The following is a 23389-nucleotide window of genomic DNA, read 5'->3' as shown; positions in this document are numbered from 1 at the left end:
ATTATAACCCCCATAATTCAAGTGCAGTTTTTAACTCACTATGTTGTTTTGCTGCCTGTACTAATGGAATTTCTTCTAAAACAGCTGTTACTGCCTGCCTAAAAGCCAAACCGCCCCCAGTTGCACCGGCTGGATGACCATGTATACCACCTCCAGCATTAATAATGCTATCGATTCCATAGTCATTCATTAAAAGGGGTACGAGACCCGGGTGAATGCCTGCAGATGGAACTGGAAAGCTTTGTTTAACTTTACTGGCTTTTGTTAGTTCTTCACCTAAAGAAAGAGCTATAGACTTTTCTAGTGCAACACTGCCATAAGGAGAAGGGAATAATGAAAAGTCTGCTCCTGCATAACGAGTAAGTTTTCCTAGAATAAGTGATGTTGAAACTCCATAATATGCTGAGGAAGTGAATGCTCCACTATAAGCTGGATGTGCCATAAGTGGCAATTGAATTTCATCGTCTTCTGCTAACATCTGAAGGGCATCTAATCCGTAAGTATGAACATTAAATAAAAGTGCATCTGCCCCAAGTTCTCGGGCTTTTTTGGCCTTATCTTTTAATTCAAATGTACGTCCTGATAAATTTACTGCATATAAAGTACGATGTCCTGTCTCTTCATACACCTGTCTCAATACTTCTCGTCCAGTAGCAATACGTGATTCAAAAGAAGTTAGTGGATTATCGAATAGGATTTCGTCATCTTTTACAAGGTCAACTCCACCATATGCCTGTTGTTTAAGTTGTTCTGCTAAATATTCTATGTCTCTTCCAATGACTCCTTTGAATATGCTCATGATTAGCGGACGTTCATAAACTCCTAATTTTTCTCGAACACCCTTAATGCCAAAGCGTGGTCCGGGGAAATGAGACAAAAGATTCGTATCGAATTCTAAATCTAATAACTTCACTTCACCGTCTAGGGATAGTTTGCCATAGACCGTTGTTAATATTGCTGGAATATCAGTAGAAAAATTTGCAGCAGGGTAGAATATTTTAATTTCTGCTTTTATTTTTTCAGGGTGAAAGGGGTGCTGGATATCCTTGGATTCGGTAACGGATATTACATTTCCTTTATGTTTTTTTAACTGTTCTTGTTCTAACAAAGCTAAGTCAGTCCAAGAACCAATAGTCAATCCAAGTGCAATATCTTCTGCCTTTTTTTCAAAAGAGCCAGATTTTCCATATAGTTGATAGTGCGCAGTGATTCCGCTCATTTTTTCACTCCTAACTAAAATAAATGCGCAAGCGCCTATGTAGCCCAGACTAGCGCTGACCAGATAACATAAAAAACCTCTTCAAATAAGAAGAGGTTAATAGTTTAACAACTTCTTATTTCTCAGCCTTTTGGCTGCAAGAATTAGCACCGTGTTCAAAAATGAATCGGTTGCCGGGTATCATAGGGCTTGTCCCTCCACCTGCTCTAAATAAGAAAAATATTCAGTTGATGTTTAATAAATTATATTGATTATTCCATGCAATAAAACTTCTGTCAACAAGAAAATTAAAAAGTATATATATTCAAAATACTGTTGACATAACTTTTTCTATTATGCTAGGATTCTAATCAAACATCATACTTGTACCGCACTCTTATCAAGAGCAGGCAGAGGGATAATGGCCCGATGACGCCCAGCAACCGACCGTAATACCGTTGTGAGACGGGGCGCTTTATGCGCCGGAATGTAAGATTCCGTAAGGCACGGTGCTAATTCCATCAGAAAGTTTACTTTCTGAGAGATAAGAGGTTCAGAATCTCTTATTCTTGGCCTCTTTCTTTTGGAAAGAGGTTTTTTATTTTGAGAATGAAAGGAAGAATTAAATGGCGGTAGTAGCGACAAAACAATATCAATCATTAACACCAGAATCTGCAATTTCTCTAGCAAGCGAATTATCTTTGTTCCCGAATACAGCTAAATTAACTTGCGAAGAAATTGGTGATGGAAATCTAAATTATGTTTTTCTTATAACAGATCAAACGAGTGGCAGTGGAGTTATTATTAAACAGGCCTTGCCCTATGCAAAAGTAATAGGGGAAAGCTGGCCGCTAACTCTAAAAAGGGCAAAAATTGAAGCTAGTGCCTTAAAAAGACATGGAGAATATGCTGCCGATCTAGTTCCAAAAGTCTATGAAACGGATGAAAATTTAGCTATCACAGTCATGGAAGATTTATCTCATCTCACAATCGTACGTGAAGGATTGATAAAAGGTGAGTCCTACCCTAAATTATCGACAGATATAGGGAACTACCTAGCTCTAACACTTTATCATACTTCTGATTTTGCTCTTCACCCCTTTGAGAAAAAAGCGCTTGTAATAGAATTTTCAAATCCGGAATTGTGTAAGATCACAGAGGATTTAATCTTTACCGATCCTTTTTTTGACCATGAAACAAATGACTTTGAACCTGCATTACAAGTCGAAGTAGAAGCAATCTGGAACAACAAATTATTAAAGCTTGAAGTGGCAAAATTAAAAAGAAGTTTTTTAACCGAAGCGGAAGCCTTGCTGCACGGAGATCTCCATACAGGAAGTGTTTTTGCGAGTGAAGTAGAAACTAAAGTGATCGATCCAGAGTTTGCTTTTTACGGTCCTATTGGTTTTGATATAGGATTGTTTTTAGCAAATTTAATAGTCCAATCTATTACCAGAGAAGGCAAACAACGTGATGTCATACATGGTCATATACGAAACACTTGGACCACTTTTTCTACTAAATTTGCAGGTTTTTTGGAACTGAGTGAATTCGATTCATTTAAAGATATAGAGGGATACAAAGCATTTTTGCTAGAAAAAATATTCCATGATTCACTAGGATTCGCAGGCTGTGAGCTTATTCGTAGAACAATTGGACTCGCACATGTGAAAGACTTGGACAATATTGAAAACGAAAAGAAACGAATTTTACTAAAAAAACAAACTCTAAAAACTGGAGAAAGATTAATAGTGAGTCGTCAAGAAATAGACTCAATAGATGCAGTAATTGAGTTGCTAGGAGAAATTATTTATGAGTATTCCATTATCGATTAAGTGGGATGGTAAGCAGTTAGTAGTCTTAGATCAACAGAAACTTCCTCATGAAATTGTCTATATAAAACTTGAAGCACTCAAAGATGTTTACGAGGCGATTATTACCTTGAAAGTTCGTGGTGCCCCTGCCATTGGTATTACGGCAGCATATGGATTAGCTATTGAGGCCCAGGGCTATAAAACAAATTCGATGATAGATTTTCTAGCATTACTAAAAAAAGATGCAACATATTTGGGTGAATCCCGGCCAACTGCTGTCAACTTAGTTTGGGCACTTGACCGTTTGTTGAAAATAGTGAGTTTAGTAGATAGTGTTTCGGATGCAAAGCAGATATTAATTGAAGAAGCAATTGTAATTCACAAAGAAGATGAGGAGTCCTGTCGGAATATTGGTGAATTTGGACTTTATTTACTAGGTGATAAAACCAAGGTAATGACCATTTGCAATGCGGGTTCTATTGCCACTGCAAAGTATGGTACTGCTTTAGCTCCGTTTCATCTAGGAAAGGAACTTGGCAAAGAGTTTGAAGTATTCGCATGTGAAACTAGACCTGTCTTTCAGGGGGGCAAGCTGACAGTGTGGGAGCTGCAGCAATCAGGAGTCGATGTGACACTTATAACTGATAGTATGGCTGCACACACAATAAGTGCAAAGGGAATAGAAGCAATTATTGTTGGTGCAGACCGGATAGCAAAAAATGGAGATACAGCAAACAAGATAGGAACTCTTAACTTAGCTATTCTTGCTTTCGTATATGGAATTCCATTTTATGTGGCAGCACCATCCTCTACATTTGATTTATCCATAAATAATGGAGTAGAAATTCCAATAGAAGAAAGGAAGGCAGAGGAGATTACACTTATTAACGGCAAGTCTATTGCTCTATCAAATACAAAAGTTTTCAATCCTGCTTTTGATGTGACACCAGCTAAATATATCACTGCCATTATAACGGAAAAAGGAATTATTTATCCAGATTATTGTGATAATATTTCCGCTAAATTAGCGAAATCAATTGAAAAGGAGAAAATTAATGAAAACTAATAAGTATTGGTTGTTATTCACGATTTTGGTTATTGGAGTATTGTTAGGTGCATGTCAACCAAAAGCTGAAGGAGAAGCAAGTACATCATCTAGCAGTAAGGGAGAGGCTTCAGAACATCCGCTAACTGGTAAAAAAATTGCATTAGTTATGCAACAAAATTTAGGGACATTTTCAGCTCAATATATTGAAGGTGTAAAAGAGCAGGTAGAGAAATTTGGTGGAAATGTAACAGTGTTTACTTCTGAAGGGGATTTATCTAAAATGGCCTCCAATTTAGATGCCGCGGTGAATCAAGGAGTAGACGGTATATTAATAGATCACGGTACAAAAGAAGCACTGAACCAAGGAGTAGAGAATGCAGTAGCAAAAGGGGTTCCGGTTGTCGCATTTGATGCAGGAGTAGAAGTCGAAGGGGTAACCTCTTTAGAACAAGGTGATGAAAAAATGGCTAAAATGACGCTAGAGAAGCTAGCGGTAGATTCAAATGGTGATGCGAATATCGTAAAAATATGGGTAGCAGGTTTTGCGCCGATGGAAAGACGACAAATAGCGTATGAGAATTTTCTAGGAGAGAATCCAGGGATTAAAGAAATTGCAACATTCGGTGCAGCCACGCAAAATACAGCTTTAGACACTCAATCACAAATGGAAGCGGTATTAAAAAAATATCCAAATAAAGGTGAAATAACTGCAGTTTGGGCTGCTTGGGACGAGTTTGCAAAGGGTGCAGTTAGAGCGATAGAACAAGCAGGACGTACGGATATTAAGGTATATAGTATCGATATGAGTGATGAAGATTTACAGATGATTCAAAATGACAATAGTCCATGGGTTGCATCGGCAGCAGTAGATCCTAAGGATATCGGTCGTATTCAAGTCCGTTATTTATACCAAAAAATTAACGGTGGGAATGTAGAAGAAAAAGTCGTATTAGAACCAGTTTTTGTTGATGCATCTAAATTACCGGCAGAAACAGTAACGACTAGTGAACTAAGTGACTATATTGAAGGTTGGGGAGCAAGTGATCAGGGTTACACAGATGAATTAAAAGGATTAGAAGAAAACAGATAAAAAAAATTAAGCTGTCCTGTTTTAATAGGGCGGCTTTTTCTAAGAAAGGAGAAATTCATGCTTAATTCTTTTCTTTCCATGAAGGGTATTGATAAATCATTTGGAAAAGTTAATGCCTTGAAAAAAGCGGAATTTCATCTTAAAAAAGGTGAAGTACATGCTTTACTCGGTGTAAACGGCGCTGGGAAAAGTACGCTAATGAAAGTACTCTCGGGTGTGTATGAGCAAGACATGGGAGAAATATTGTTAGAAGGAAGAAAAATACGTATACGTTCTCCTAAAATCGCGAAGGATCTAGGAATTTTTTGTGTATATCAAGAGGTAGATACCGCTATTGTTTTAGAACTCTCAGTTGCAGAAAATATATTACTGGATTCAATTGTTGCTGGAACTAATATGTTTATCTCCAAAAAGAAATTAAATAGCGAAGCGCGGAAAGCCTTGAAGCAGCTACAGGCTGAGGATATTCCAGTAGAAAAACCAGCATTTATGCTGTCTTTAGCAGAAAAGCAGTTGGTTTTAATAGCTCGTGCACTTATTAGTTCTGCAAAGATTATTATATTCGACGAACCAACGGCACCTTTATCTCTTCTTGAATCTACAAAATTATTTTCAGTTATTAAAAAACTAAAAGCAAATGGAGTAGGGTGTATATTCATTTCTCATCGATTACCAGAAGTATTTGAAATCTGCGATCGGATAACTGTTATGGGCGAAGGTACGTTAGTGGGAACCTATAATACTTCCGAGACTAACCAAGAAGAGATAATTGAAGCTATGCTAGGAACTTCTTATCATAATGATTTTCCTGTTCGAACACACGCATTAGGAAACGTATTACTTCATGTTAAAGATATTTCGAGAGGAGAGAAGGTAAGGAATATTTCTTTTAAAGTGTCTGAAGGAGAAATTGTTGGTATTGTCGGTCTTGTAGGGGCTGGAAAAACAGAGCTAGCTAAAACGTTATTCGGATATTCTCCACATACAGAAGGAAGCATTGAAATTTTAGGAAACACCTTGAAGTTAAAGCATCCAAACGATGCGATAAAAGCAGGGATGGTCCTGATTCCAGAAGAGAGACGAAAAGAAGGACTATTTGTTCAAGAAACATTGCAAACCAATGCATCTTTTCCTAATTTACAAAATTTTTCTCGTTTTCTATTTATGAATAAACGGAAAGAAAAATCCTTTGCAAAGGTGATCATTGAACGATTACAAATAAAAACAAATAGTACAGAGACGCCGCTTGTTCATTTAAGTGGAGGAAATCAGCAAAAAGTTGCAATAGGCAAATGGACTTCGTTGGATTCGGTTCTCTATTTGTTTGATGAGCCAACAAAAGGCGTTGACATTGGTGCAAAAACAGACATTTACAGGATGATTCGTGAGTTTGCTGAAAAAGGGAAGGGCTGTCTTTACTTTTCAAGTGAAATTCATGAAGTTCTAGGAATTTCTGATCGCATTTTAATTATGTATGATGGTCAAATCGTGAAGGAACTATCACGGAAAGAAGCGACCCAAGAAAGGATTTTGCTTTATGCAAGCGGTGGTAAAGAACAATAAGTTGCAAGAAAGAGCTGTCAATTTTTTATTTAAGTTTGGGGCAATTGCGTTACTTATTTGTATTATTATTTATTTCAGTTCAATAAGTGATGCTTTTTTTACATATGCAAATTTCACTGATATTCTACGCTCTATTTCTATCGTTACCCTATTAGCATTGGGAGTGACCTTCACACTTGTAGTAGGAGGTTTTGACTTAAGTGTTGGGTCTACTATGTCGCTATCGACAGTTGTGACCGCATCTCTAATGGTTTGGTATGAAATGCCTATATGGCTCGTACTAATCTTGCCTATTATAGTTGGAGTATTAGTTGGTTTGGTTAATAGTTTCCTAATTGTAATTATAGGTATTCCTGATTTATTAGCTACATTAAGTACGATGTATATTGTTGCGGGATTTCATCGGACATATACGGAAGGATACTCGATTTACAATAATATGCCACTTACTTCTGGTGAAACAGCTCCAGGACAATTCTCAGAGGCATTTCTTTGGATCGGTCAAGGTAGGTTGCTTGGTTTGCCTGTACCTGTTTGGGTTATGCTAATACTCGTGGTAATAGCATATATTGTTCTCAATCATACTCGTTGGGGGCGTATTCTGTATATGACGGGAGGAAATGAGGAAGCTGCAACCTTGTCGGGAGTGAACACGCGTAAAGTGAAGTTTATCGCTTACATCATTTCGGGTATTTTTGCTTCATTGGCTGGAATATTATTCACAGCGAGGGTAGGATCAGGTCAAATTGACGCCGGCACCCCACTTTTAATGGAGGCGGTTGCTGCAGTTTTTGTCGGCTACTCCGTACTAGGAATTGGGAAGCCTAATGCACTGGGCACTTTTTTTGGAGCGGCAGTTATTGGAATCCTACTGAATGGTTTAACCATTTTAAATTTACCTTACTATGCATTTGATATTATTAAAGGAACAGTATTAGTTTTGGCACTGGCAGTAACTTACGTTTATGCGAAGAAACGATTTACTCGGGCTTAGTGAGTAGAAATTGCTCTTTACAAATAGAGTTTTTTCAAAATTATTATAAATAAAGAGGAAACATCGTTGAAATTTAGGATAATCTGCTTCATTATGAAGGGTAGAGAATCTTTTAGAAGTCTAACTAAGAGATAATACATTAGGTGAAGGAAGTAGTTTATGTCCGAGGAAAATATTACACGTTTATATGTGAATAATAAAGAGATTATATTAATCGGAACGGCACATGTTTCAAGGCAAAGTGCAGAGCAGGTAAAGGAAGTTATCGATAGAGAGCAACCGGATTCTGTTTGCATTGAATTGGATGAGCAAAGATACCAATCTATAAAAGATAATAATAAGTGGAAACAGACGGATATCTTTAAAGTTATTAAGGATAAGAAAGCTACCCTACTATTAATGAACTTGGCAATTTCTTCTTTCCAAAATCGCATGGCTAAACAGTTTGATATTAAGCCAGGTCAGGAAATGATTCAAGGTATAGCAAGTGCTAAAGAGAATGGAGCAGAGCTTGTATTAGCAGATCGTAATATCCAAACTACTTTTTCACGTATATGGCATAATCTTGGATGGACTGGGAAATCGCAATTACTTACTTCCGTTTTCTTTAGTATTTTCAGTAAGGATACAATATCGGAAGAAGAAATGGAGAATATGAAATCCAAGGATACGTTAAATGCTGTATTAGCTGAGTTTACGGAATCCTTTCCCAAGCTTAAAACACCGTTAATCGATGAACGTGATCAGTATTTGGCGCAGAAAATTAAAGAAGCACCGGGGGTGAAAGTTGTTGCTGTATTAGGAGCTGCCCATGTACCTGGTATTACAAAAGAAATTCACAAAGAGCAGGATTTAGTTAAGCTATCAGCTATACCACCAAAGTCGGTTGTCCCTAAAATAATTGGTTGGACTATTCCGATTCTGATTGTGGCATTAATCGTGTATACGTTCTTTGCAAATCCTTCTGCTGGTTTTGATCAGGCATTGAGTTGGGTCCTTTGGACAGGTTCGATGGCGGCAGTTGGAGCAGCAGTTGCATTAGGACACCCATTAGCAATTCTAGCAGCATTTATAACAGCACCAGTTACAGCGCTTCATCCTATTTTAGCTTCAGGTTGGTTTTCAGGACTTGTCCAAGCGTATATCAAGCGTCCAACGATAGCAGATTTTGAAACGTTATCGGAAGATGTCTTTACGATTAAAGGTTTTTGGAAAAACAAAGTAACTAGAGTTTTACTTGTCGTTGTATTAACCAACTTATTTGGATCGCTGGGAACCATTATAGGTGGGGCAGATGTGATACGGGTATTTTTCAAAAATCTATAGGTAGTAAATCCCCTGTTAAGCATTGGTGCATAACAGGGGATTTTTTATATAATGTAGTCAATTTCATAATTACTTGTTTCATTTAAAAATACGAATGTTTACTTAATATCGCAATATATTATCGTTTTTTTTAAGCGATCCCGCGGAAAGCGTCCGCCCGAGCGGAAATTAACGTTGTTCGGATTTAACTATATAATATTCTTTATGAAATTGATTCAATGTATATAGATTTCTGTTTCACCAATCAAGTATTCTAGGCACTTTGGAGACCAGAAAACCCACCGGATTGTTCCAAAAATTGTAAGGACGACTTTAAATAGATAAACGCTATAAAATTACCGTAAAAAAGGGCTTGTCATGATTAGTCATGACAAGCCCTTTTCTATAGCTCAATATCCAAAACCTATTGAAACAGGTAGGGATAGTTTCTTACTAAGCTTTCTTTTTAACGTCTGTTTCTTTGTCATCTAATTTAAACTCTTCTGTTACATCATCAACGATATCTTTTGTAGAGTTTTTGAATTCTCTTAATGTTTGTCCAACTGCTTTACCTAATTGAGGTAATTTAGATGGTCCGAATACGATTAAAGCAATTATTAAAATGATGATTAATCCTGGTACTCCAATGTTTGGCATGGAAGTTCCTCCTCTAAGTCTTTGATTATAAATTCAGTGGCCAGTGTGCAGTAATTTATTGTTCTAACATTTTATCCTCAAGTGCTCGTTTCGCAAGTTGTTTTTTATAAGACCAGCTCGAAACAAGGATACTAATTTCAAATAGCAATAATAATGGGACGACAATGATAAAGTCAGAGATAAAGTCTGGTGGAGTAATAGAAACTCCCACTACTACTAATACAAAGTAAGATATTTTTCTCATTTTTCTTAATCTGTCTGGAGTTATTATACCCAATTTGGTTAGGAATAGTATAATTACAGGTAATTCAAATACAATTCCTACGGGAATAACTAGGTTAAACATAAAAGTAAAATACTGTTTCATCCCATACGTTTCCAAAGCGCCAATTGAATCATTGATATTCGACATGAAATTTAACATAAGTGGAAAAAGAATGTAGTAACTAAAACTAATCCCTAGCAAAAATAGAAGAAATGACACCGGAATAAAATAGCCCGTCCCTTTTACCTCGTTTTCATTTAAGCCTGGTCTTACGAATAACCATATCTGATGTAATGCAATTGGTAGAGTTATTAATATGGCTAGTATCAGCGCGCATTTTACATAGATCATTAAACCATCCGTATACCCGAAGACATTCCACTCTACATGAGCAGCTGTAGGTTGCTGTTTTAAAAACGTGAGTGTTTTTGGTGCTAACCAAAATCCTAAGGCAAGTGAGAGGATAAATGTCGATGCAACAATAATAAGTCTTTTTCTAAGTTCTGTTAAATGTTCTACAAGCGTCAGTTGTTGTTCTTGATTCATTTTTGATACCACCCCATTTTCTCAAATAAAGTGAAGCTTGTTTATATATTATGCAGTCCTACCTGCAATCCATTATACCCAGTAAATGTACTTTTACATCATCTACACATTATACTCTTTACGAATCAATTGTAAATAAAAGACCACTTATTGTCACTAAATGAACAAGTATTTACTGGTGTTTTTATCGTAGGGAAAATATGAAAATTTTGTGTCTCGAAGTACTTGTTTTCTGTCAAAGCAAGTATATAATTCTAGCATATCCTCTATTAAAAATTGATTGGGCTGACAAAAATTGAGACCATATAATGAAAAAATTAGTATTTATCATGGAATGGCATCTACCATAGCGCTTAACTTTTCCAATAACTTTTTCCCTATTTTTGCTATAACCATTTTAGGGGCTACTAATTATCAAGTAGGCTTAATAAGCTCTTTACCTCCATTAGTGGCACTGTTAATGACCATACCAGCAGCAATCTTACTTAATCGAGCAAGTACCCAAAAGAAACTAGTGGCAATGTCTGTTTTACTAGCGCGATTAATGTTCTTGCTAATTGTACTTGTTGTTTATTTACCTTCTAATTCGCTTCAGTCATGGGCTTTCCTAGGGATTATTGCTTTTATAAGTGTTCCGAACACGATAGCCAATGTAGGGTGGCAAACATTGATAAGTGGAATGATTGATGAATCGAGAAGAGGACAATTTTTTAGTGACCGTAATCGTCTATTAACGTTGGTTGGACTAATCTCAACATTACTAATTGGGGTTCTAATGAGAGATGCCACCGAGAGTATTATTGCGTATCAAGTTCTGTTTGTATTAGCACTTGGTTTCGGATTACTAGAAGTATTTTTCATATTAAGACAAGACGAAGATGTTGTTGAAACAACAGGTGAGCAAATAAAAAAGAAATCGATGGACTGGAGTATTTTTAAATATTCCAGCTATGTTTGGTTTTTAGTAGCTGCTCTGTTATTTAACTTTGGTTGGCAAATGGCTTGGGGCCTGTTTAATATTTATAATGTTCGAATAGCAGGAGCAACAATCTTTTGGATCAGTATGTTCTCCGTTGGAAGTATGCTTATGCAGTTTCTAACTTTTCCATTATGGAAAAAATGGGCGGATAAGTATTCAAATATGCAAGTCTTCATATGGTCAGCAATTGGAATGGCAACAACTCCATTTTTAACAGTTCTATCTACCAATCTATACTATTTAACTCTAATTCAAACAACTTCCGGGTTTTTCTTATCTGGTACTGTCCTACTATTATTTAACTTGTTGTTGGAGCAATCACCTGAAAGGTATCGTACGTACTGTATTACAACGTATAATGTGCTTCTAGCCTTCGTAGCGTTTATTGCGCCACAGATTGGGATCTGGTCCTTAGATCTTATTGGCATGAATTCTTCTATGTATATTAGCTCTGGATTGAGATTACTAGGAGCGGGTGCATTTTTGTATGTGTTTTTACTGAATCGTCGATCACAATCAAAAAAAGAAAAGCATGCTTAGCAAATGCTTTTCTTTTTTGTGTTGTAGTTTCATTGCATATGTAAATAGAAAAAAGTATGAGTAGCCATACTCATATCTTCTTTTCTATTTTATTTAATAAGGTGCCTATTTGTTTTGCTGAGGTTCCGTCTCCGTAAGGATTAAGAGTATTGGCCATTTTTGAGTATTCACTTGGATATTTAAGTAGTTTCCTGGTAGCTGATAAAATTTTTTCTTTGTCTGTCCCTACCAATTGTAACGTTCCGGTTTCCACTCCTTCGATACGTTCTGTGCTTTCCCTGACAACTAGCACTGGAACATTAAGTGCTGGAGCTTCTTCCTGTATACCTCCAGAATCTGTAATTATGAGATAGGAATGCTTCATTAGGTGAGAGAAGCATTCGTAGTCCAATGGGTCAATTAAATGTATACGAGAGCTAATATTGTCTGTATATAAATGTTTCTGTACTTGTTTTCTTACATTTGGATTAGGATGGACCGGAAAGATAATTTCTATGTCATCGAAATCCTCTAATAACTGTTTGAGAGCTAGGTAGATACCTTCTAGTTTTATAAAATTTTCGCGTCGATGTGTAGTCACTAAAACAATGCGTCGATTATTATTTATTATTTTTTGTATGTTTGGTGGGAAGGTATATGGTCTACCAGTAACGTCAAGGAGTGCATCTATTACTGGATTCCCTACTACGAAGATTCTGTTCTCTGGAATACCTTCTTGTAAGAGGTTATTTTTGCTTTTTTCCGTTGGGGCAAAGTGATAGCTACTAAGACTAGTGACAAGTTTTCGATACATTTCCTCTGGAAAAGGAGAGTACATTTTAAATGTGCGCAAGCCAGCCTCAATATGACCGACTGGAATGCGGTGTAAGAAAGCTGTATAGGCACCTGTGAAAGTCGTTACAGTGTCACCAAGCACTAACACTAAATCGGGATTTTCCTTCTCATATACTTCTCCAATTTTTTTTATCATTTCCGATGTTATTTCTTCTAATGTTTGATTTGGTTTCATGAGGTTTAATTGGTAGTGGGGGGTAATTGAAAATAGTGATAATACTTGGTCGAGTATTTCTCGATGCTGTCCTGTATTTACCAAAACGCAATCCATTTCTTTCGTATTCGTTAGTTCCTGTATAATTGGTGCAAATTTTATACCCTCTGGACGAGTCCCAAATATAATTAATACCTTCATTGTTTAGTCATCTCTTTTCCAGTGGGAACTAAATTGATTTTCGTTATAGTACCATCAATTACTTCAAAATTTGCTTTATACAGATTCCCCCAACGTAGTAATGTTTCTTGAGCAAGTATACGGAATTGGTTATTTAATATTTCCTTTTCTTTTATAGTTATATTGGTGTTATGTCGACGCTGATGATATAAGTCTTTGTCAATCCAGTGTAGCTTGTAGTGCTCAGCAAGACGTAAGAACATTGCAAAATCATCTGCTAAAAGAGGTTCTCCTTGAATTGTAGACATCCAACCATTTAATTCTTTAAGTGCGGAGTAACGATACATTCTTGGGCAATGCGTTTGAAACTTTTCCAATACCTCATATTTGTCTGCATAGTTAAGTCCCTTGTGAATAGATCCCTCACGTAAAACACCGTTTTCTTCGAACCAAATCTTTCTGTTTGCAAAGACCAAACCTACATTTTCGGCAAGTGAATCCATTTCATTCACCATGGTCTCCAGTGTAGCGGGATCAATCCAATCATCTCCGTCTAATTCTAATACGTACTCTCCAAGAACATATTCCAATCCGATATTGAGAGCATCAGCTTTATGTCTTTTACTTATATGAATGGGAATGATTCGAGTATCGTGCATTGAATAGATTTTACTTAAAGTCGAATCGGTTGAACCTACATCTATTACGACAATGTGAAAATTAGAAAATGATTGGCTTAATACACTTTGTATACATTCTTTTATATACTTTTCGTGGTTACAGGCCGTAATAATAACAGTGACTTTAGGGTTATCACCATTTTTTCTTCTATGATCTACACTTGCGGACATACTTTGGAGAAATAAATCTTCAGAGGCCGTTATCGTCGTTAAAGAATGTTTACCATTTAGACGATAATCCATGAGAGGTTCTGGCAAGAATAAAAATTCACCGAGAGGCATTAATCTAATCCAAAATTCGTAGTCAGAAACTAGTCCATATTTAGGGTCATAGCCATCTGCTTGTTCATATGCTTCTCTAGTAAAGAGAAAGGAAGCACCAATAAAACAAGTTAACATAATTTCTTCTTTTGGCCGTTTCATCATCTCATTGAGTGCTTGATACCAAGTGTTATTTAAATCTCGAGAGAGTCCTTTTTCATCAATAGGATGGTAAAGCGAATATACTAAAACTGTTTCGGGAGTAGCGTTCTTCATCGTTTCTACTAATTTTTCAAGGTAGTTTGGCCATTGTTTATTATCACTAGATATCCAAGTCAAAAGGGGGCAATCAAGCAATTTTTCAAAGCCTTCATTTAAGGAGTAAGCTATGCCCTTATTGAAAACGCGATGAATAATGGAAAACTTACATGTTAAAAGCTTAGATGCTTCATATACTGCTTTTACAGTTTGAGCATTTGCCCCATCAATGACAATTACTAATTCAAAGTTTCGGTACGTTTGGTTCTCAATAGCCTGTACACATTCAAATAAATACTCCCTTTCTTGGTTATACACCGGGAGCACAACTCCTACTTTGTTGCTCGACTTTTGAGCATTACTTATAACTCCTTTTTTTCGTACTCGTAAAGGACGACCTCTCCTAGGCAGCCACTTGTACCATTTGCTATTTTCTAAGTTCATGTTTACCTTCCTTTGCTATTTTTCAGCAACATAATTGTATATAAGAAATGTTGTCTGTCTTGTATACTATGAAAGGGCCGAGAATAGACAGCGGCTATTATCCTTATAAGTATATAAAGATTATTTTGTATAAGTAACGCAATCGAAGTACATGATTGGAGTGGAGGTGTTATTTATCAAGGCTTTAGCTGCTTTTTTAGTCGTTGTTATTTCAGTATTGTTATACTTTAATCTACAAATAGAGAAACCTACTCAATTTAATAAAGAGTTCCACGGGAAACAATTTTCGACATTTTATATGAATTATGGGGAAGAAAAAATAGAGATTGCGATGATTGGAGATGTATTACTACATTTACCGCTTTATAATTATATGAGTTTTATTCCTTCTTTTTCTCCTGTGCTAGATGAATTGAAATCCATTGATTTGTTAATAGCAAATCAAGAATCCTTACCGGCAGGTGGAGCATTTGGAGTGTCTGGTTATCCTAACTTTTCTAGTCCTCCACATATTATTGGAGACTTAAAAGATGCTGGTGTAGACGTTTTATCGATAGCTAATAATCATACACTCGATCAAGGAGAAGAAGGTCTTCTAGAAGCAATTCAACAGATGGAGAAGGTAGAAATGCCGTATATTGGTGCTTATAAATCGATAGAGGATCAACAGGCCGATAGAATATTCCAAGTGGATAATATATCACTTGGACTTCTGGGATATACGTATGGAACAAATGGGCATGAAACTCCAGAAGGAAAGGGCTATTTAGTAAATCAGATAGATGAGAATCGAATTGTAGGGGATATTGAAGAGTTAAAAGCAAAAGTAGACTTTATTATTGTTAGCATCCATTGGGGGGCAGAATATAACCTTGAGGCTAATGATACGCAGAAAAAGCTGGCACAGTCGATTGCAGATGCAGGTGCAGATATTATATTTGGTCATCACCCTCATGTTATTCAACCTTATGAACTGATTATTTCAGAAAGTGGTCATCGGACACATGTGTTTTATTCGTTAGGAAATTTTTTCTCGGGTCAAAAAGATGAGTATACTAATATTGGTGGGATTGCTAAAATAGAAGTTTTAAAGAAAAATGTGAATGGTGAACAAGTAATGACTATAGAGAATCCTAGCTTCATATCGACAGCTGTTTTGATGGGTGAGACCTATACGGTTAACTTTTTAAAAGATGTTGAGGGTGAGATTGGGAAAACAGATGCGTGGGTTCAACAGCATGTATTTGGAGTAAAGTAAGCTGGAGGTAACATGTGAAAGAACAAGAACATGACAGATTATTACGTATTAAGACAGAGGGTGTAAAAGAGTGGCAGCATCAATCGTCTCATTACAATAGATATGAAGCAACACCGTATTCAGCTTTAGAGGTTCTTTTTGACGAATATGAGGAGTGGAAATCTACCGATCGTTTTGTGGATTTTGGATGTGGCAAGGGAAGATTCCCTTTTTACGTTTACCACCATTTACATGCCTCAGCGGTTGGGGTAGAAATGAGTGGGCAACTCTATCAGGAGGCTATGGAGAACTTAGCTAGATATATGGAGCGTGCCAAGAAATCGAGAGCTTCCATTCAGTTTGAACATATATTTGCAGAAGGATATGATATAGAGAAAGAGGATAATCGGTTTTATTTTTTTAATCCATTTTCTCTACAGATTTTTCAAAAGGTTATAGATAATATTCTAAGGTCGGTGGAAGATTTTCCACGTTCAGTGGATGTCATTCTCTATTATCCAACCACAGAATATAGTCATTTTCTTGAAATCCAAACAGTATTTGAATTATGCAAGGAGATTCGACTCCCTGGTTTATACGAAGAAAATAATAACGAACGGTTTTTAATCTACCGATTGGATTAAGTAAAGCACTCTGACAGCAAAAGGAGTGCTTTAGTAGTTTTGCAGAAGTTAAAAAGGCTTCTGTATTATCAATTATTTAGAAGCTCTTTATATTTCTGGAACCAGATTTTCCAATCATCTTCACGCTTAATCGAATTTCCATCTAGCAATGCTTTTATAACATCTAAACAAACATGCCAACCAGCTAAATCTTTCGGAGTATGTTCAGTTATAGTAGAAATTGTTTCTACAAATACTAATTTGCAACCATTGGATAAAGAGGATAATTCGAATCTTGCGATATCCTGGCCCCATTCAAACACTAAAGTCTTTAGTGGTTCATAATCCAGAATCTTCATATCCTCGTATGAACCGTCCTGCAGATCGAACTGAATTAACCCATCTTGGCGTAAATCGACAATCTCTAATTCATCAAACCATTGTTTCAATTTCTCATTATCCGTTAGCATTTCCCAAACAGTTTCCACTGAGTGATCGAACTGTCTTTCGAATCGTGCGAGATAGATTCCCTTTTCGTTATGAATTGTAGCGATCATGAACTATTCCTCCTTAAATTTATAGGCAGTGCATAGCTGCTTCGGCCTCATCCCAGTAGACGGGATATCCTTTTCCTTTAGCACAAAAAATAGAAGTAGATGTATATTCAGGGTCTGCTTCTTTAATGTAACCAAGTGCTTCAATGATTTCTTGTGTATTGTGACAACGATCATAACCACCAAACACTAAGCTAAGAGATCCTTTGCCGTGGGTGAATGAAGCAAAAATGGTGCTATATTTCATAAATGTAGCCACAGGTACTCTTCCTTTTACGAGAACTTTATCTCCAATATTTTCTGGAGGTTCAAAGGTTCCTGCTGCTTGTTGAATATCGGATAATACTCTGCCTATTAAGTCCATATGTACTTTAATCGTAAAGTCATAAAATGGCTCAAGTAAGATGTTTTCAGCTTTTTCTAATCCTTGTCGAAGTGCACGGTACGTGGCTTCTCTAAAGTCACCACCATGCGTATGCTCGTTATGTCCGCGACCAGTTAGCAAAGTAATTTTCACATCTGTTAAGGAGGATCCTGTTAGTAAACCATGATGTTCTCTTTCGAAAAGGTGATGGCTAACTAGATTTTGATGGCCTATGGATAAATCATTCGCATGACAAACATTTGCATAGGTAATTCCACTGTTTCTGGCAGCAGGCTCGATTAATAAGTGCACTTCAGCATAATGTTTTAAAGGTTCGAAATGACCATATCCTCGAACGGAGTTATCAATAGTCTCTTTATATAAAATTTTAGGCTCACCAAAAGATACGTGAAAACCAAATCGTTCCAAAACTATTTGTTCGAGTACTTCTAGCTGGATAACTCCCATTACATGGACATGTATTTCTTGAAAATACTCATCCCAAAATACACGTAGAGAGGGATCTTCTGCATCTAATAGTTTAAAGCTACGCAATACTTCCTTTACATGGATAGAAGTACCAAAGAGAACTTTAGATTTTAACGTGGGAATCATATCGAACGCAGTTTTCTGTGTAAGAGAGCCGAGTCCATCCCCAATGGAAGCGTTCGTTAAGCCTGTCACAGCAACTAGTTCACCTGCTATAGCCTGATCTATGGTTTTAAACTTATTGCCACTATATAACCGAATTTGTGTTATTTTTTCGGTTTGTTCGTTGTAGGTTACACTATCACGGACTTTTAACGTTCCATTAACTAATTTCAAAAAGGTAACACGGTTTCCACTTTCATCATGTCGAATTTTATACACTTGCGCTGCAAATGCATCGTCTGCTTTATAGGAGGTTGTAGTTAATAAATCTAGTTTCTCTAAAAACTCTATTATTCCAAAATCCTTTAATGCGGAGCCACTGGCACATGCGAAGACTTTATTTTCCTTTATCATTTGCTGAAGCGTTTTTGTCCATAAGTCCTTATCAAATCCGCTGTCCATATACGTTTCTAATAAGGTCTCATCTCTCTCAGCAATAAATTCAATTAGTTCTTCGTCGAAAGTATTTGTTATATCGCATACGTCGTCCGATAAGGTGTCACGTATTTCAGCAAGAATGCTTGCTGGGTCAGTCCCTTCATAGTCAGTTTTATTGATAAAGAAAAAAGTTGGTACTTTGTGTTTACGCAGTAATTGCCAGACAGTTTCTGTATGACCCTCAATGCCGTCTACTGCACTAATAAGAATAATGGCATAGTCCATTACTTGAATAGCACGCTCCATTTCTGGAGAAAAATCTACATGCCCGGGAGTATCGATAATATTGTATGTAGAATTATTGTGAGTAAAGATTCCTTGGTCAGCAAAGATAGTAATTCCTCTATTTTTTTCTATTGTATGGCTATCAAGAAACGAGTCTTGGTGGTCAACTCTTCCTCGTTGTCTTATTGTATTTGTATGGTAAAGCAGCTGCTCCGAAAAAGTAGTCTTTCCAGCATCTACATGTGCAAGAATTCCAATGGTTTTATGCATGTTCTCACCTCTGAACTTAATTATAACAAATTACGGTGAAACAACCTGTTCAGTGCTATACTAGGAAGACTAAACAACGAAGGAAGAAGGAATACAATATGCAATATTCGAAATCTAAAATGGAAGAGTTAGTAAAATATAGCCCAGAATTAAGCAAGCGGTTAAAAGAAGTTATGAAGGAGCATGATTTAGAGAAAAGCTTTGCTTTAAAGGCTCTATATCATTCAGAAGTAAAAGACGGCGGTAAATATCAAAGAGATTATCAAGATTTATAAGACATCAAAAAAGTGAACTGATGCAATTCGGTTCACTTTTTCTGTTTGTTGTAATATTCAAATAAATAACTGTGATCTATAATAAAACAAATTGATTTATTATAGGGGGATGGATTTTGGAGAAGCTTGTAAGTAGGATTGAGAAATTGATTGTACCGTCAAAAGGGACTTGGGGAATCGTTTTAGAGGACTTGAATTCAGGGGAGAAATGGGAGCATAACGAACAGGAGCTTTTTTATGCGGCAAGTGTTATTAAGTTACCTATCATGGCCTCGGTATATAGTGCAGTGGAACGGGGAGATTTGGCTCTCACCGATTTAATAATCCTTGATGAACAAGATTATGTGGGAGGCTCAGGTGTAATTCAACATTTTACTCCGGGCTCATCGTTACCTCTTAAAGACATTATTATGCTGATGATTATCCAAAGTGATAATACAGCAACAAATCTATTAATCGACCTGGTAGGAGTAGAAAGTATCCAAAATACGATGAAAGAAGTTGGTATGGTATATAGCACTTTTCTTAACAAGCTTATGTTAAGTAAGCCTAATCCGAAAGGTGCTAATTGCATAGCAGCTGTGGACATAAGTGTCCTTTTACATGAGATGGCTATAGGGGGATTAGTGAGTAATAAAGCTAGCGACCAAATGGTAGATGTCATGAAAAAACAACAAGTACGTGATTGTTTGCCAGAGAAATTACCTTCTCCATATTCTGATTTTGATCATGGAAAGGCACCATGGGAGTTAGCTAATAAGACAGGGTGGATTCCGGGAACTCGTCACGACGTTGGAATTTTTTATGTAGGTGACCGAGAGTTTATCGCAACGGTTTTATCAAAAGATGAAGACGATTTAATATCGAAGCGAATTCTTTCTCATATTGGGGAGGAAATATATAACTACTTACAGTGAGGAAGAGCAGTAATATATAAAAACAATAAAAGACGACATGACTATACTAATCATGTCGTCTTTTAAGTAATGAGTTTTGGAATCCTTCATACTTTTTTTGTATATATTTCAAATCCTCAATCAGAATAGTTTTCTTATTAATTTTGATTTAATCTGCGAACCAGTGCTCTTCCAGCTTCTCTTCCTGTAAAGATACATCCTCCTAAAAAGGTTCCTTCTAAAGAGCGATATCCATGAACTCCGCCTCCGCCAAACCCGGTTACTTCACCTGCTGCATAAAGACCAGGTATGGGAATTCCATTATCATTTAGTACTCGACCATCTAAGTCGGTTTGCAGTCCACCTAATGTTTTCCTAGTTACGATATTTAACCGAACCGCAATTAAAGGGCCGTTTTTAGGGTCTAATAGTTTATGGGGAGATGCTGCTCGTATTAATTTATCCCCTATATAGTTCCTAGCACCTCTAAGGGCAGTAATTTGAAGATCTTTTGTAAATTTATTATCGATTTCACGATCTCTAGCGACTAGTTGTCTCTCAATATGCTCCAAATTTAATAGATTGTCCCCGGTAATTTTATTCATCCCATCTACAAGGTTGGCTAAATTGTTGGATACGACGAAGTCTTCTCCTTTTTCCATGAAAGCTTTTACTGGGGAAGTAGGTCCTGGTAAAATTCGCTTCAGTACTTGTTTAATACTCTTTTCGGTTAAATCTGGATTTTGCTCTGATCCGGAAAGTGCAAATTCTTTTTCAATAATTTTCTCTGTAAGTATAAACCAAGAGTAATCATATCCAGTTTTTTGAATAGCCTCAAGTGTTCCCAATGTATCGAAACCAGGAAAGTTAGGAGCAGAAAAACGCTGTCCTGTGGCATCTAACCAAATAGAAGATGGACCTGGGAGTATACGTATCCCATGATGTGGCCAGATAGGATTCCAATTTTTAATACCTTCTGTATAGTGCCACATACGATCTTTGTTTACTAAGCGACCTCCAGCCTTCTCTGTAATGGCAAGCATACGACCATCTACATGCTCTGGAACTCCAGAAATCATACGCTTAGGAGGTTTGCCAAGTCTAGAAGGCCAGTTTTCCCTCACTAAATCATGATTAGCGCCAATTCCACCACTTGTTACCATAACGGCTTTAGCTACATATTGAAAATTTCCAATCACATCTCTAGGGCTTGGTTCTCCACGAGCAGCAGAACTAGGGGTCAATAATGAACCGCTCACACCAATAACTCGTCCATTGTCCATAAGAAGTTCATCTACCTGGTGGCGCGGTTTATATTCAACATTTCCTTTTGACATGGCAGCTCGAACTCTAGTCTCAAATGGCTTCACAATACCTGGTCCTGTACCCCATACGATATGAAACCTCGGTACCGAGTTCCCGTGGCCATCTGCAAGATAACCTCCGCGTTCTGCCCAACCTACTACAGGGAAAAATCGAATACCTTGTGCATGAAGCCAATTTCGTTTTTCCTCTGCCGCAAAGCGAACATAAGCCTCCGCCCATTTTCTTGCCCAGTGATCTTCATCCTCTTCACGGTCGAAGCCTGCAGTTCCTAACCAATCCTGCCAAGCCAAATCATAGGAGTCATGAATTCCTAATCTTCGTTGTTCTGGGGAATCTACTAGAAATAATCCTCCAAACGACCACCAAGCTTGCCCTCCAAGTGATGCTTCAGGTTCTTGATCTAGCAGTAAAACTTTCTTTCCAGCCTCCGCAAGTTCAGCGGTAGCAACTAGTCCTGCAAGTCCAGCACCGACTATAATGACGTCCCATTCCATCTACATCCCCCATTTAACCAAAAATTCTGAAACTTAATTGTATTATATTCCATTGAATTATGAATTACTATTCACTACACCAAAATGATTTTGAACAGCTACCCGTGGTATAATAGAAGTACTATTGGAGGGAATAACATTGATAAACAACAGCCGACAATCGGCATTTATATATACATACGCATATAATGAGGCCGAGCGTTCTCTATGTCATCTAGAGATGCGCTCTTTTTTTGATATAGACACAGAAATGAAAATTTTAAAGAGTCCTGTAAAAATAGATCCTAGTAGAAGCCCTTTTATGAAAGGAAGATTAGAAGTTTTAGCAGAAGGGGACACAGTAAAGGAAATTATCGCTCAAGCCCCGAATTTCGGTTCCGAGGGTGAAACGAATAAAGTTATTTTCTTAAAAATAAATGATCGACAAGGCATTGATAAGATTGAGAATGCAGAACGACTTCATATAGAAAGGACTATTGGAAGTGAAATGCAAGGTGATTTCGATTTACATCATCCGGATCAGTTGTTTGCAATAGTTCCATTTGGTGATCGTTGGTATTTCGGGTTATACACGAAAAGTGAGCCTATTTGGTTTAATCATATAAAGAAACCGCGTGAGTATTCTACTGCCCTTAGTACAAGAGTAGCCAGAGCGGTAGCTAATATCGCAGTTCCATATCCGAAGGGTGTGAGGGCTATTGATCCTTGCTGTGGAATTGGTACAGTACTGGTTGAAGCATTATCGATGGGTATAGATATTGTGGGAAGAGATATTAACCCACTTGTATGTGAAGGATCTCGAGAAAATATTGCTTATTTTGGTTTGAATGGAGATGTTCGAAAGAGTGCCATTCAAGACATTGGAGAGATGTATGACGTAGCGATTATAGATTTGCCTTATAATTTGTATACTAATGCATCTTGGGAAGAACAATTTACCATTTTAAAGCATGCCCGTAGAATTGCCCAAAAAGTAGTAATTGTAACGATAGAATCGATGGATGATCGATTGGAAACAGTAGGTTTACACATAAAAGACCGCTGTATTACGAAAAAACAACAGTTTATACGCGAAATAGTTGTTTGTGAATAAGCTAATAGGAAAGGGATTCCGATTCACCATCTCTAGGGACACTGTTCTGTAAGGCTATGGAGAAAGTAGATTTTCTTTTATACTAGTGGAAATAAAGAGAAATAATAAGTGTTTACTATATAGAAGTGAAATA

Annotated in this window: 20 protein-coding genes and 2 riboswitches; of the genes, 12 read left to right on the top strand and 8 right to left on the bottom strand. The window is 36.9% G+C overall.

Annotated elements, in window-relative coordinates:
- Position 1 precedes the first annotated feature (1 nt).
- Complete coding sequence (gene mtnW / locus MKY60_RS20595) at positions 2-1219, bottom strand: 2,3-diketo-5-methylthiopentyl-1-phosphate enolase (protein WP_340931016.1); 1218 nt, start codon at positions 1217-1219, stop codon at positions 2-4.
- 112 nt (positions 1220-1331) lie between these two features.
- Positions 1332-1436: riboswitch (SAM riboswitch) on the bottom strand.
- 156 nt (positions 1437-1592) lie between these two features.
- Positions 1593-1749: riboswitch (SAM riboswitch) on the top strand.
- 75 nt (positions 1750-1824) lie between these two features.
- Between mtnW and mtnK the strand changes: the two genes are divergently transcribed.
- The 6 genes from mtnK to MKY60_RS20565 all read left to right on the top strand — a co-directional run bounded on the left by mtnK (position 1825) and on the right by MKY60_RS20565 (position 9033).
- Positions 1825-3033 (top strand): S-methyl-5-thioribose kinase, encoded by a 1209-nt coding sequence (mtnK, locus tag MKY60_RS20590; RefSeq protein WP_340931015.1) that lies wholly within the window; start codon positions 1825-1827, stop codon positions 3031-3033.
- Positions 3011-4078 (top strand): S-methyl-5-thioribose-1-phosphate isomerase, encoded by a 1068-nt coding sequence (gene mtnA / locus MKY60_RS20585; RefSeq protein WP_340931014.1) that lies wholly within the window; start codon positions 3011-3013, stop codon positions 4076-4078. Before mtnK ends, mtnA begins: the two co-directional genes overlap by 23 nt.
- A complete protein-coding gene (locus MKY60_RS20580; protein ID WP_093495500.1) occupies positions 4068-5150 on the top strand; it encodes a sugar ABC transporter substrate-binding protein in 1083 nt (360 codons plus the stop codon). Before mtnA ends, MKY60_RS20580 begins: the two co-directional genes overlap by 11 nt.
- Before the next feature lie 57 nt (positions 5151-5207).
- A complete protein-coding gene (locus MKY60_RS20575) occupies positions 5208-6713 on the top strand; it encodes a sugar ABC transporter ATP-binding protein (RefSeq protein WP_340931013.1) in 1506 nt (501 codons plus the stop codon).
- Positions 6688-7707: an ABC transporter permease gene (locus tag MKY60_RS20570; RefSeq protein ID WP_340931012.1), complete on the top strand. Its 1020-nt coding sequence runs from the start codon at positions 6688-6690 to the stop codon at positions 7705-7707. Before MKY60_RS20575 ends, MKY60_RS20570 begins: the two co-directional genes overlap by 26 nt.
- Positions 7708-7866: 159 nt before the next feature.
- Positions 7867-9033 carry a TraB/GumN family protein gene (locus tag MKY60_RS20565; protein WP_340880708.1) on the top strand — a complete coding sequence of 389 codons (1167 nt, stop codon included), beginning with the start codon at positions 7867-7869 and terminating at the stop codon, positions 9031-9033.
- 432 nt (positions 9034-9465) lie between these two features.
- On the opposite strand, the gene tatA is transcribed toward MKY60_RS20565, so the two are convergent.
- Both tatA and tatC read right to left on the bottom strand, forming a co-directional pair.
- A complete protein-coding gene (gene tatA / locus MKY60_RS20560; protein ID WP_090567559.1) occupies positions 9466-9669 on the bottom strand; it encodes a twin-arginine translocase TatA/TatE family subunit in 204 nt (67 codons plus the stop codon).
- Between the two features lie 55 nt (positions 9670-9724).
- Positions 9725-10480, bottom strand: a complete 756-nt coding sequence (tatC, locus tag MKY60_RS20555; protein WP_090567562.1) for a twin-arginine translocase subunit TatC — start codon at positions 10478-10480, stop codon at positions 9725-9727.
- 295 nt (positions 10481-10775) lie between these two features.
- Here tatC and MKY60_RS20550 point away from each other — a divergent pair, with 295 nt between their 5' ends.
- Positions 10776-11999, top strand: coding sequence for an MFS transporter (locus tag MKY60_RS20550; protein WP_093495496.1), 1224 nt, complete (start codon positions 10776-10778; stop codon positions 11997-11999).
- Positions 12000-12069: 70 nt separating this feature from the next.
- Here MKY60_RS20550 and wecB read toward each other — a convergent pair whose 3' ends face one another.
- Positions 12070-13188 carry a non-hydrolyzing UDP-N-acetylglucosamine 2-epimerase gene (wecB, locus tag MKY60_RS20545; RefSeq protein ID WP_093495495.1) on the bottom strand — a complete coding sequence of 373 codons (1119 nt, stop codon included), beginning with the start codon at positions 13186-13188 and terminating at the stop codon, positions 12070-12072.
- A complete protein-coding gene (locus tag MKY60_RS20540) occupies positions 13185-14810 on the bottom strand; it encodes a glycosyltransferase family 2 protein (protein WP_241598604.1) in 1626 nt (541 codons plus the stop codon). The genes wecB and MKY60_RS20540 overlap by 4 nt, the downstream gene beginning before the upstream one ends.
- A 166-nt stretch (positions 14811-14976) precedes the next feature.
- Here MKY60_RS20540 and MKY60_RS20535 point away from each other — a divergent pair, with 166 nt between their 5' ends.
- Positions 14977-16068: a CapA family protein gene (locus MKY60_RS20535; protein WP_340931011.1), complete on the top strand. Its 1092-nt coding sequence runs from the start codon at positions 14977-14979 to the stop codon at positions 16066-16068.
- Between the two features lie 14 nt (positions 16069-16082).
- Complete coding sequence (locus MKY60_RS20530) at positions 16083-16691, top strand: class I SAM-dependent methyltransferase (RefSeq protein ID WP_093495492.1); 609 nt, start codon at positions 16083-16085, stop codon at positions 16689-16691.
- Between the two features lie 68 nt (positions 16692-16759).
- Here the strand turns inward: MKY60_RS20530 and MKY60_RS20525 are convergent, their stop codons facing one another.
- Together MKY60_RS20525 and MKY60_RS20520 are read right to left on the bottom strand one after the other, a co-directional pair.
- A complete protein-coding gene (locus MKY60_RS20525) occupies positions 16760-17227 on the bottom strand; it encodes an SRPBCC family protein (protein WP_093495491.1) in 468 nt (155 codons plus the stop codon).
- Positions 17228-17246: 19 nt separating this feature from the next.
- On the bottom strand, positions 17247-19172 hold the full coding sequence (locus tag MKY60_RS20520; RefSeq protein ID WP_340931010.1) for a translation factor GTPase family protein: 1926 nt from the start codon (positions 19170-19172) through the stop codon (positions 17247-17249).
- Between the two features lie 98 nt (positions 19173-19270).
- Between MKY60_RS20520 and MKY60_RS20515 the strand changes: the two genes are divergently transcribed.
- Together MKY60_RS20515 and MKY60_RS20510 are read left to right on the top strand one after the other, a co-directional pair.
- Positions 19271-19447 carry a hypothetical protein gene (locus MKY60_RS20515; RefSeq protein WP_090567581.1) on the top strand — a complete coding sequence of 59 codons (177 nt, stop codon included), beginning with the start codon at positions 19271-19273 and terminating at the stop codon, positions 19445-19447.
- A gap of 116 nt (positions 19448-19563) precedes the next feature.
- Complete coding sequence (locus MKY60_RS20510) at positions 19564-20364, top strand: serine hydrolase (protein ID WP_340931009.1); 801 nt, start codon at positions 19564-19566, stop codon at positions 20362-20364.
- Positions 20365-20501: 137 nt separating this feature from the next.
- Here MKY60_RS20510 and MKY60_RS20505 read toward each other — a convergent pair whose 3' ends face one another.
- The gene (locus MKY60_RS20505; protein ID WP_340931008.1) at positions 20502-22163 is read right to left on the bottom strand and encodes an FAD-binding dehydrogenase; all 1662 of its coding nucleotides are present in this window, start codon (positions 22161-22163) and stop codon (positions 20502-20504) included.
- 142 nt (positions 22164-22305) lie between these two features.
- Here MKY60_RS20505 and MKY60_RS20500 point away from each other — a divergent pair, with 142 nt between their 5' ends.
- Positions 22306-23256: a TRM11 family SAM-dependent methyltransferase gene (locus tag MKY60_RS20500; RefSeq protein WP_340931122.1), complete on the top strand. Its 951-nt coding sequence runs from the start codon at positions 22306-22308 to the stop codon at positions 23254-23256.
- The last annotated feature ends 133 nt before the right edge of the window (positions 23257-23389 follow it).

This window comes from Psychrobacillus sp. FSL K6-1415 (assembly GCF_038003185.1).
In the GTDB taxonomy this organism is placed as follows: Bacteria; Bacillota; Bacilli; order Bacillales_A; family Planococcaceae; genus Psychrobacillus; species Psychrobacillus psychrodurans.
This window is presented reverse-complemented; position numbering and strand designations above follow the sequence as displayed.

What these genes read in the sequence shown, in the direction of transcription:
- mtnW (WP_340931016.1), bottom strand. Translation starts at nt 1,219, where the DNA reads ATGAGCGGAATCACTGCGCACTATCAACTATATGGAAAATCTGGCTCT.
- mtnK (WP_340931015.1), top strand. Translation starts at nt 1,825, where the DNA reads ATGGCGGTAGTAGCGACAAAACAATATCAATCATTAACACCAGAATCT.
- mtnA (WP_340931014.1), top strand. Translation starts at nt 3,011, where the DNA reads ATGAGTATTCCATTATCGATTAAGTGGGATGGTAAGCAGTTAGTAGTC.
- MKY60_RS20580 (WP_093495500.1), top strand. Translation starts at nt 4,068, where the DNA reads ATGAAAACTAATAAGTATTGGTTGTTATTCACGATTTTGGTTATTGGA.
- MKY60_RS20575 (WP_340931013.1), top strand. Translation starts at nt 5,208, where the DNA reads ATGCTTAATTCTTTTCTTTCCATGAAGGGTATTGATAAATCATTTGGA.
- MKY60_RS20570 (WP_340931012.1), top strand. Translation starts at nt 6,688, where the DNA reads ATGCAAGCGGTGGTAAAGAACAATAAGTTGCAAGAAAGAGCTGTCAAT.
- MKY60_RS20565 (WP_340880708.1), top strand. Translation starts at nt 7,867, where the DNA reads ATGTCCGAGGAAAATATTACACGTTTATATGTGAATAATAAAGAGATT.
- tatA (WP_090567559.1), bottom strand. Translation starts at nt 9,669, where the DNA reads ATGCCAAACATTGGAGTACCAGGATTAATCATCATTTTAATAATTGCT.
- tatC (WP_090567562.1), bottom strand. Translation starts at nt 10,480, where the DNA reads ATGAATCAAGAACAACAACTGACGCTTGTAGAACATTTAACAGAACTT.
- wecB (WP_093495495.1), bottom strand. Translation starts at nt 13,188, where the DNA reads ATGAAGGTATTAATTATATTTGGGACTCGTCCAGAGGGTATAAAATTT.
- MKY60_RS20540 (WP_241598604.1), bottom strand. Translation starts at nt 14,810, where the DNA reads ATGAACTTAGAAAATAGCAAATGGTACAAGTGGCTGCCTAGGAGAGGT.
- MKY60_RS20525 (WP_093495491.1), bottom strand. Translation starts at nt 17,227, where the DNA reads ATGATCGCTACAATTCATAACGAAAAGGGAATCTATCTCGCACGATTC.
- MKY60_RS20520 (WP_340931010.1), bottom strand. Translation starts at nt 19,172, where the DNA reads ATGCATAAAACCATTGGAATTCTTGCACATGTAGATGCTGGAAAGACT.
- MKY60_RS20515 (WP_090567581.1), top strand. Translation starts at nt 19,271, where the DNA reads ATGCAATATTCGAAATCTAAAATGGAAGAGTTAGTAAAATATAGCCCA.
- MKY60_RS20505 (WP_340931008.1), bottom strand. Translation starts at nt 22,163, where the DNA reads ATGGAATGGGACGTCATTATAGTCGGTGCTGGACTTGCAGGACTAGTT.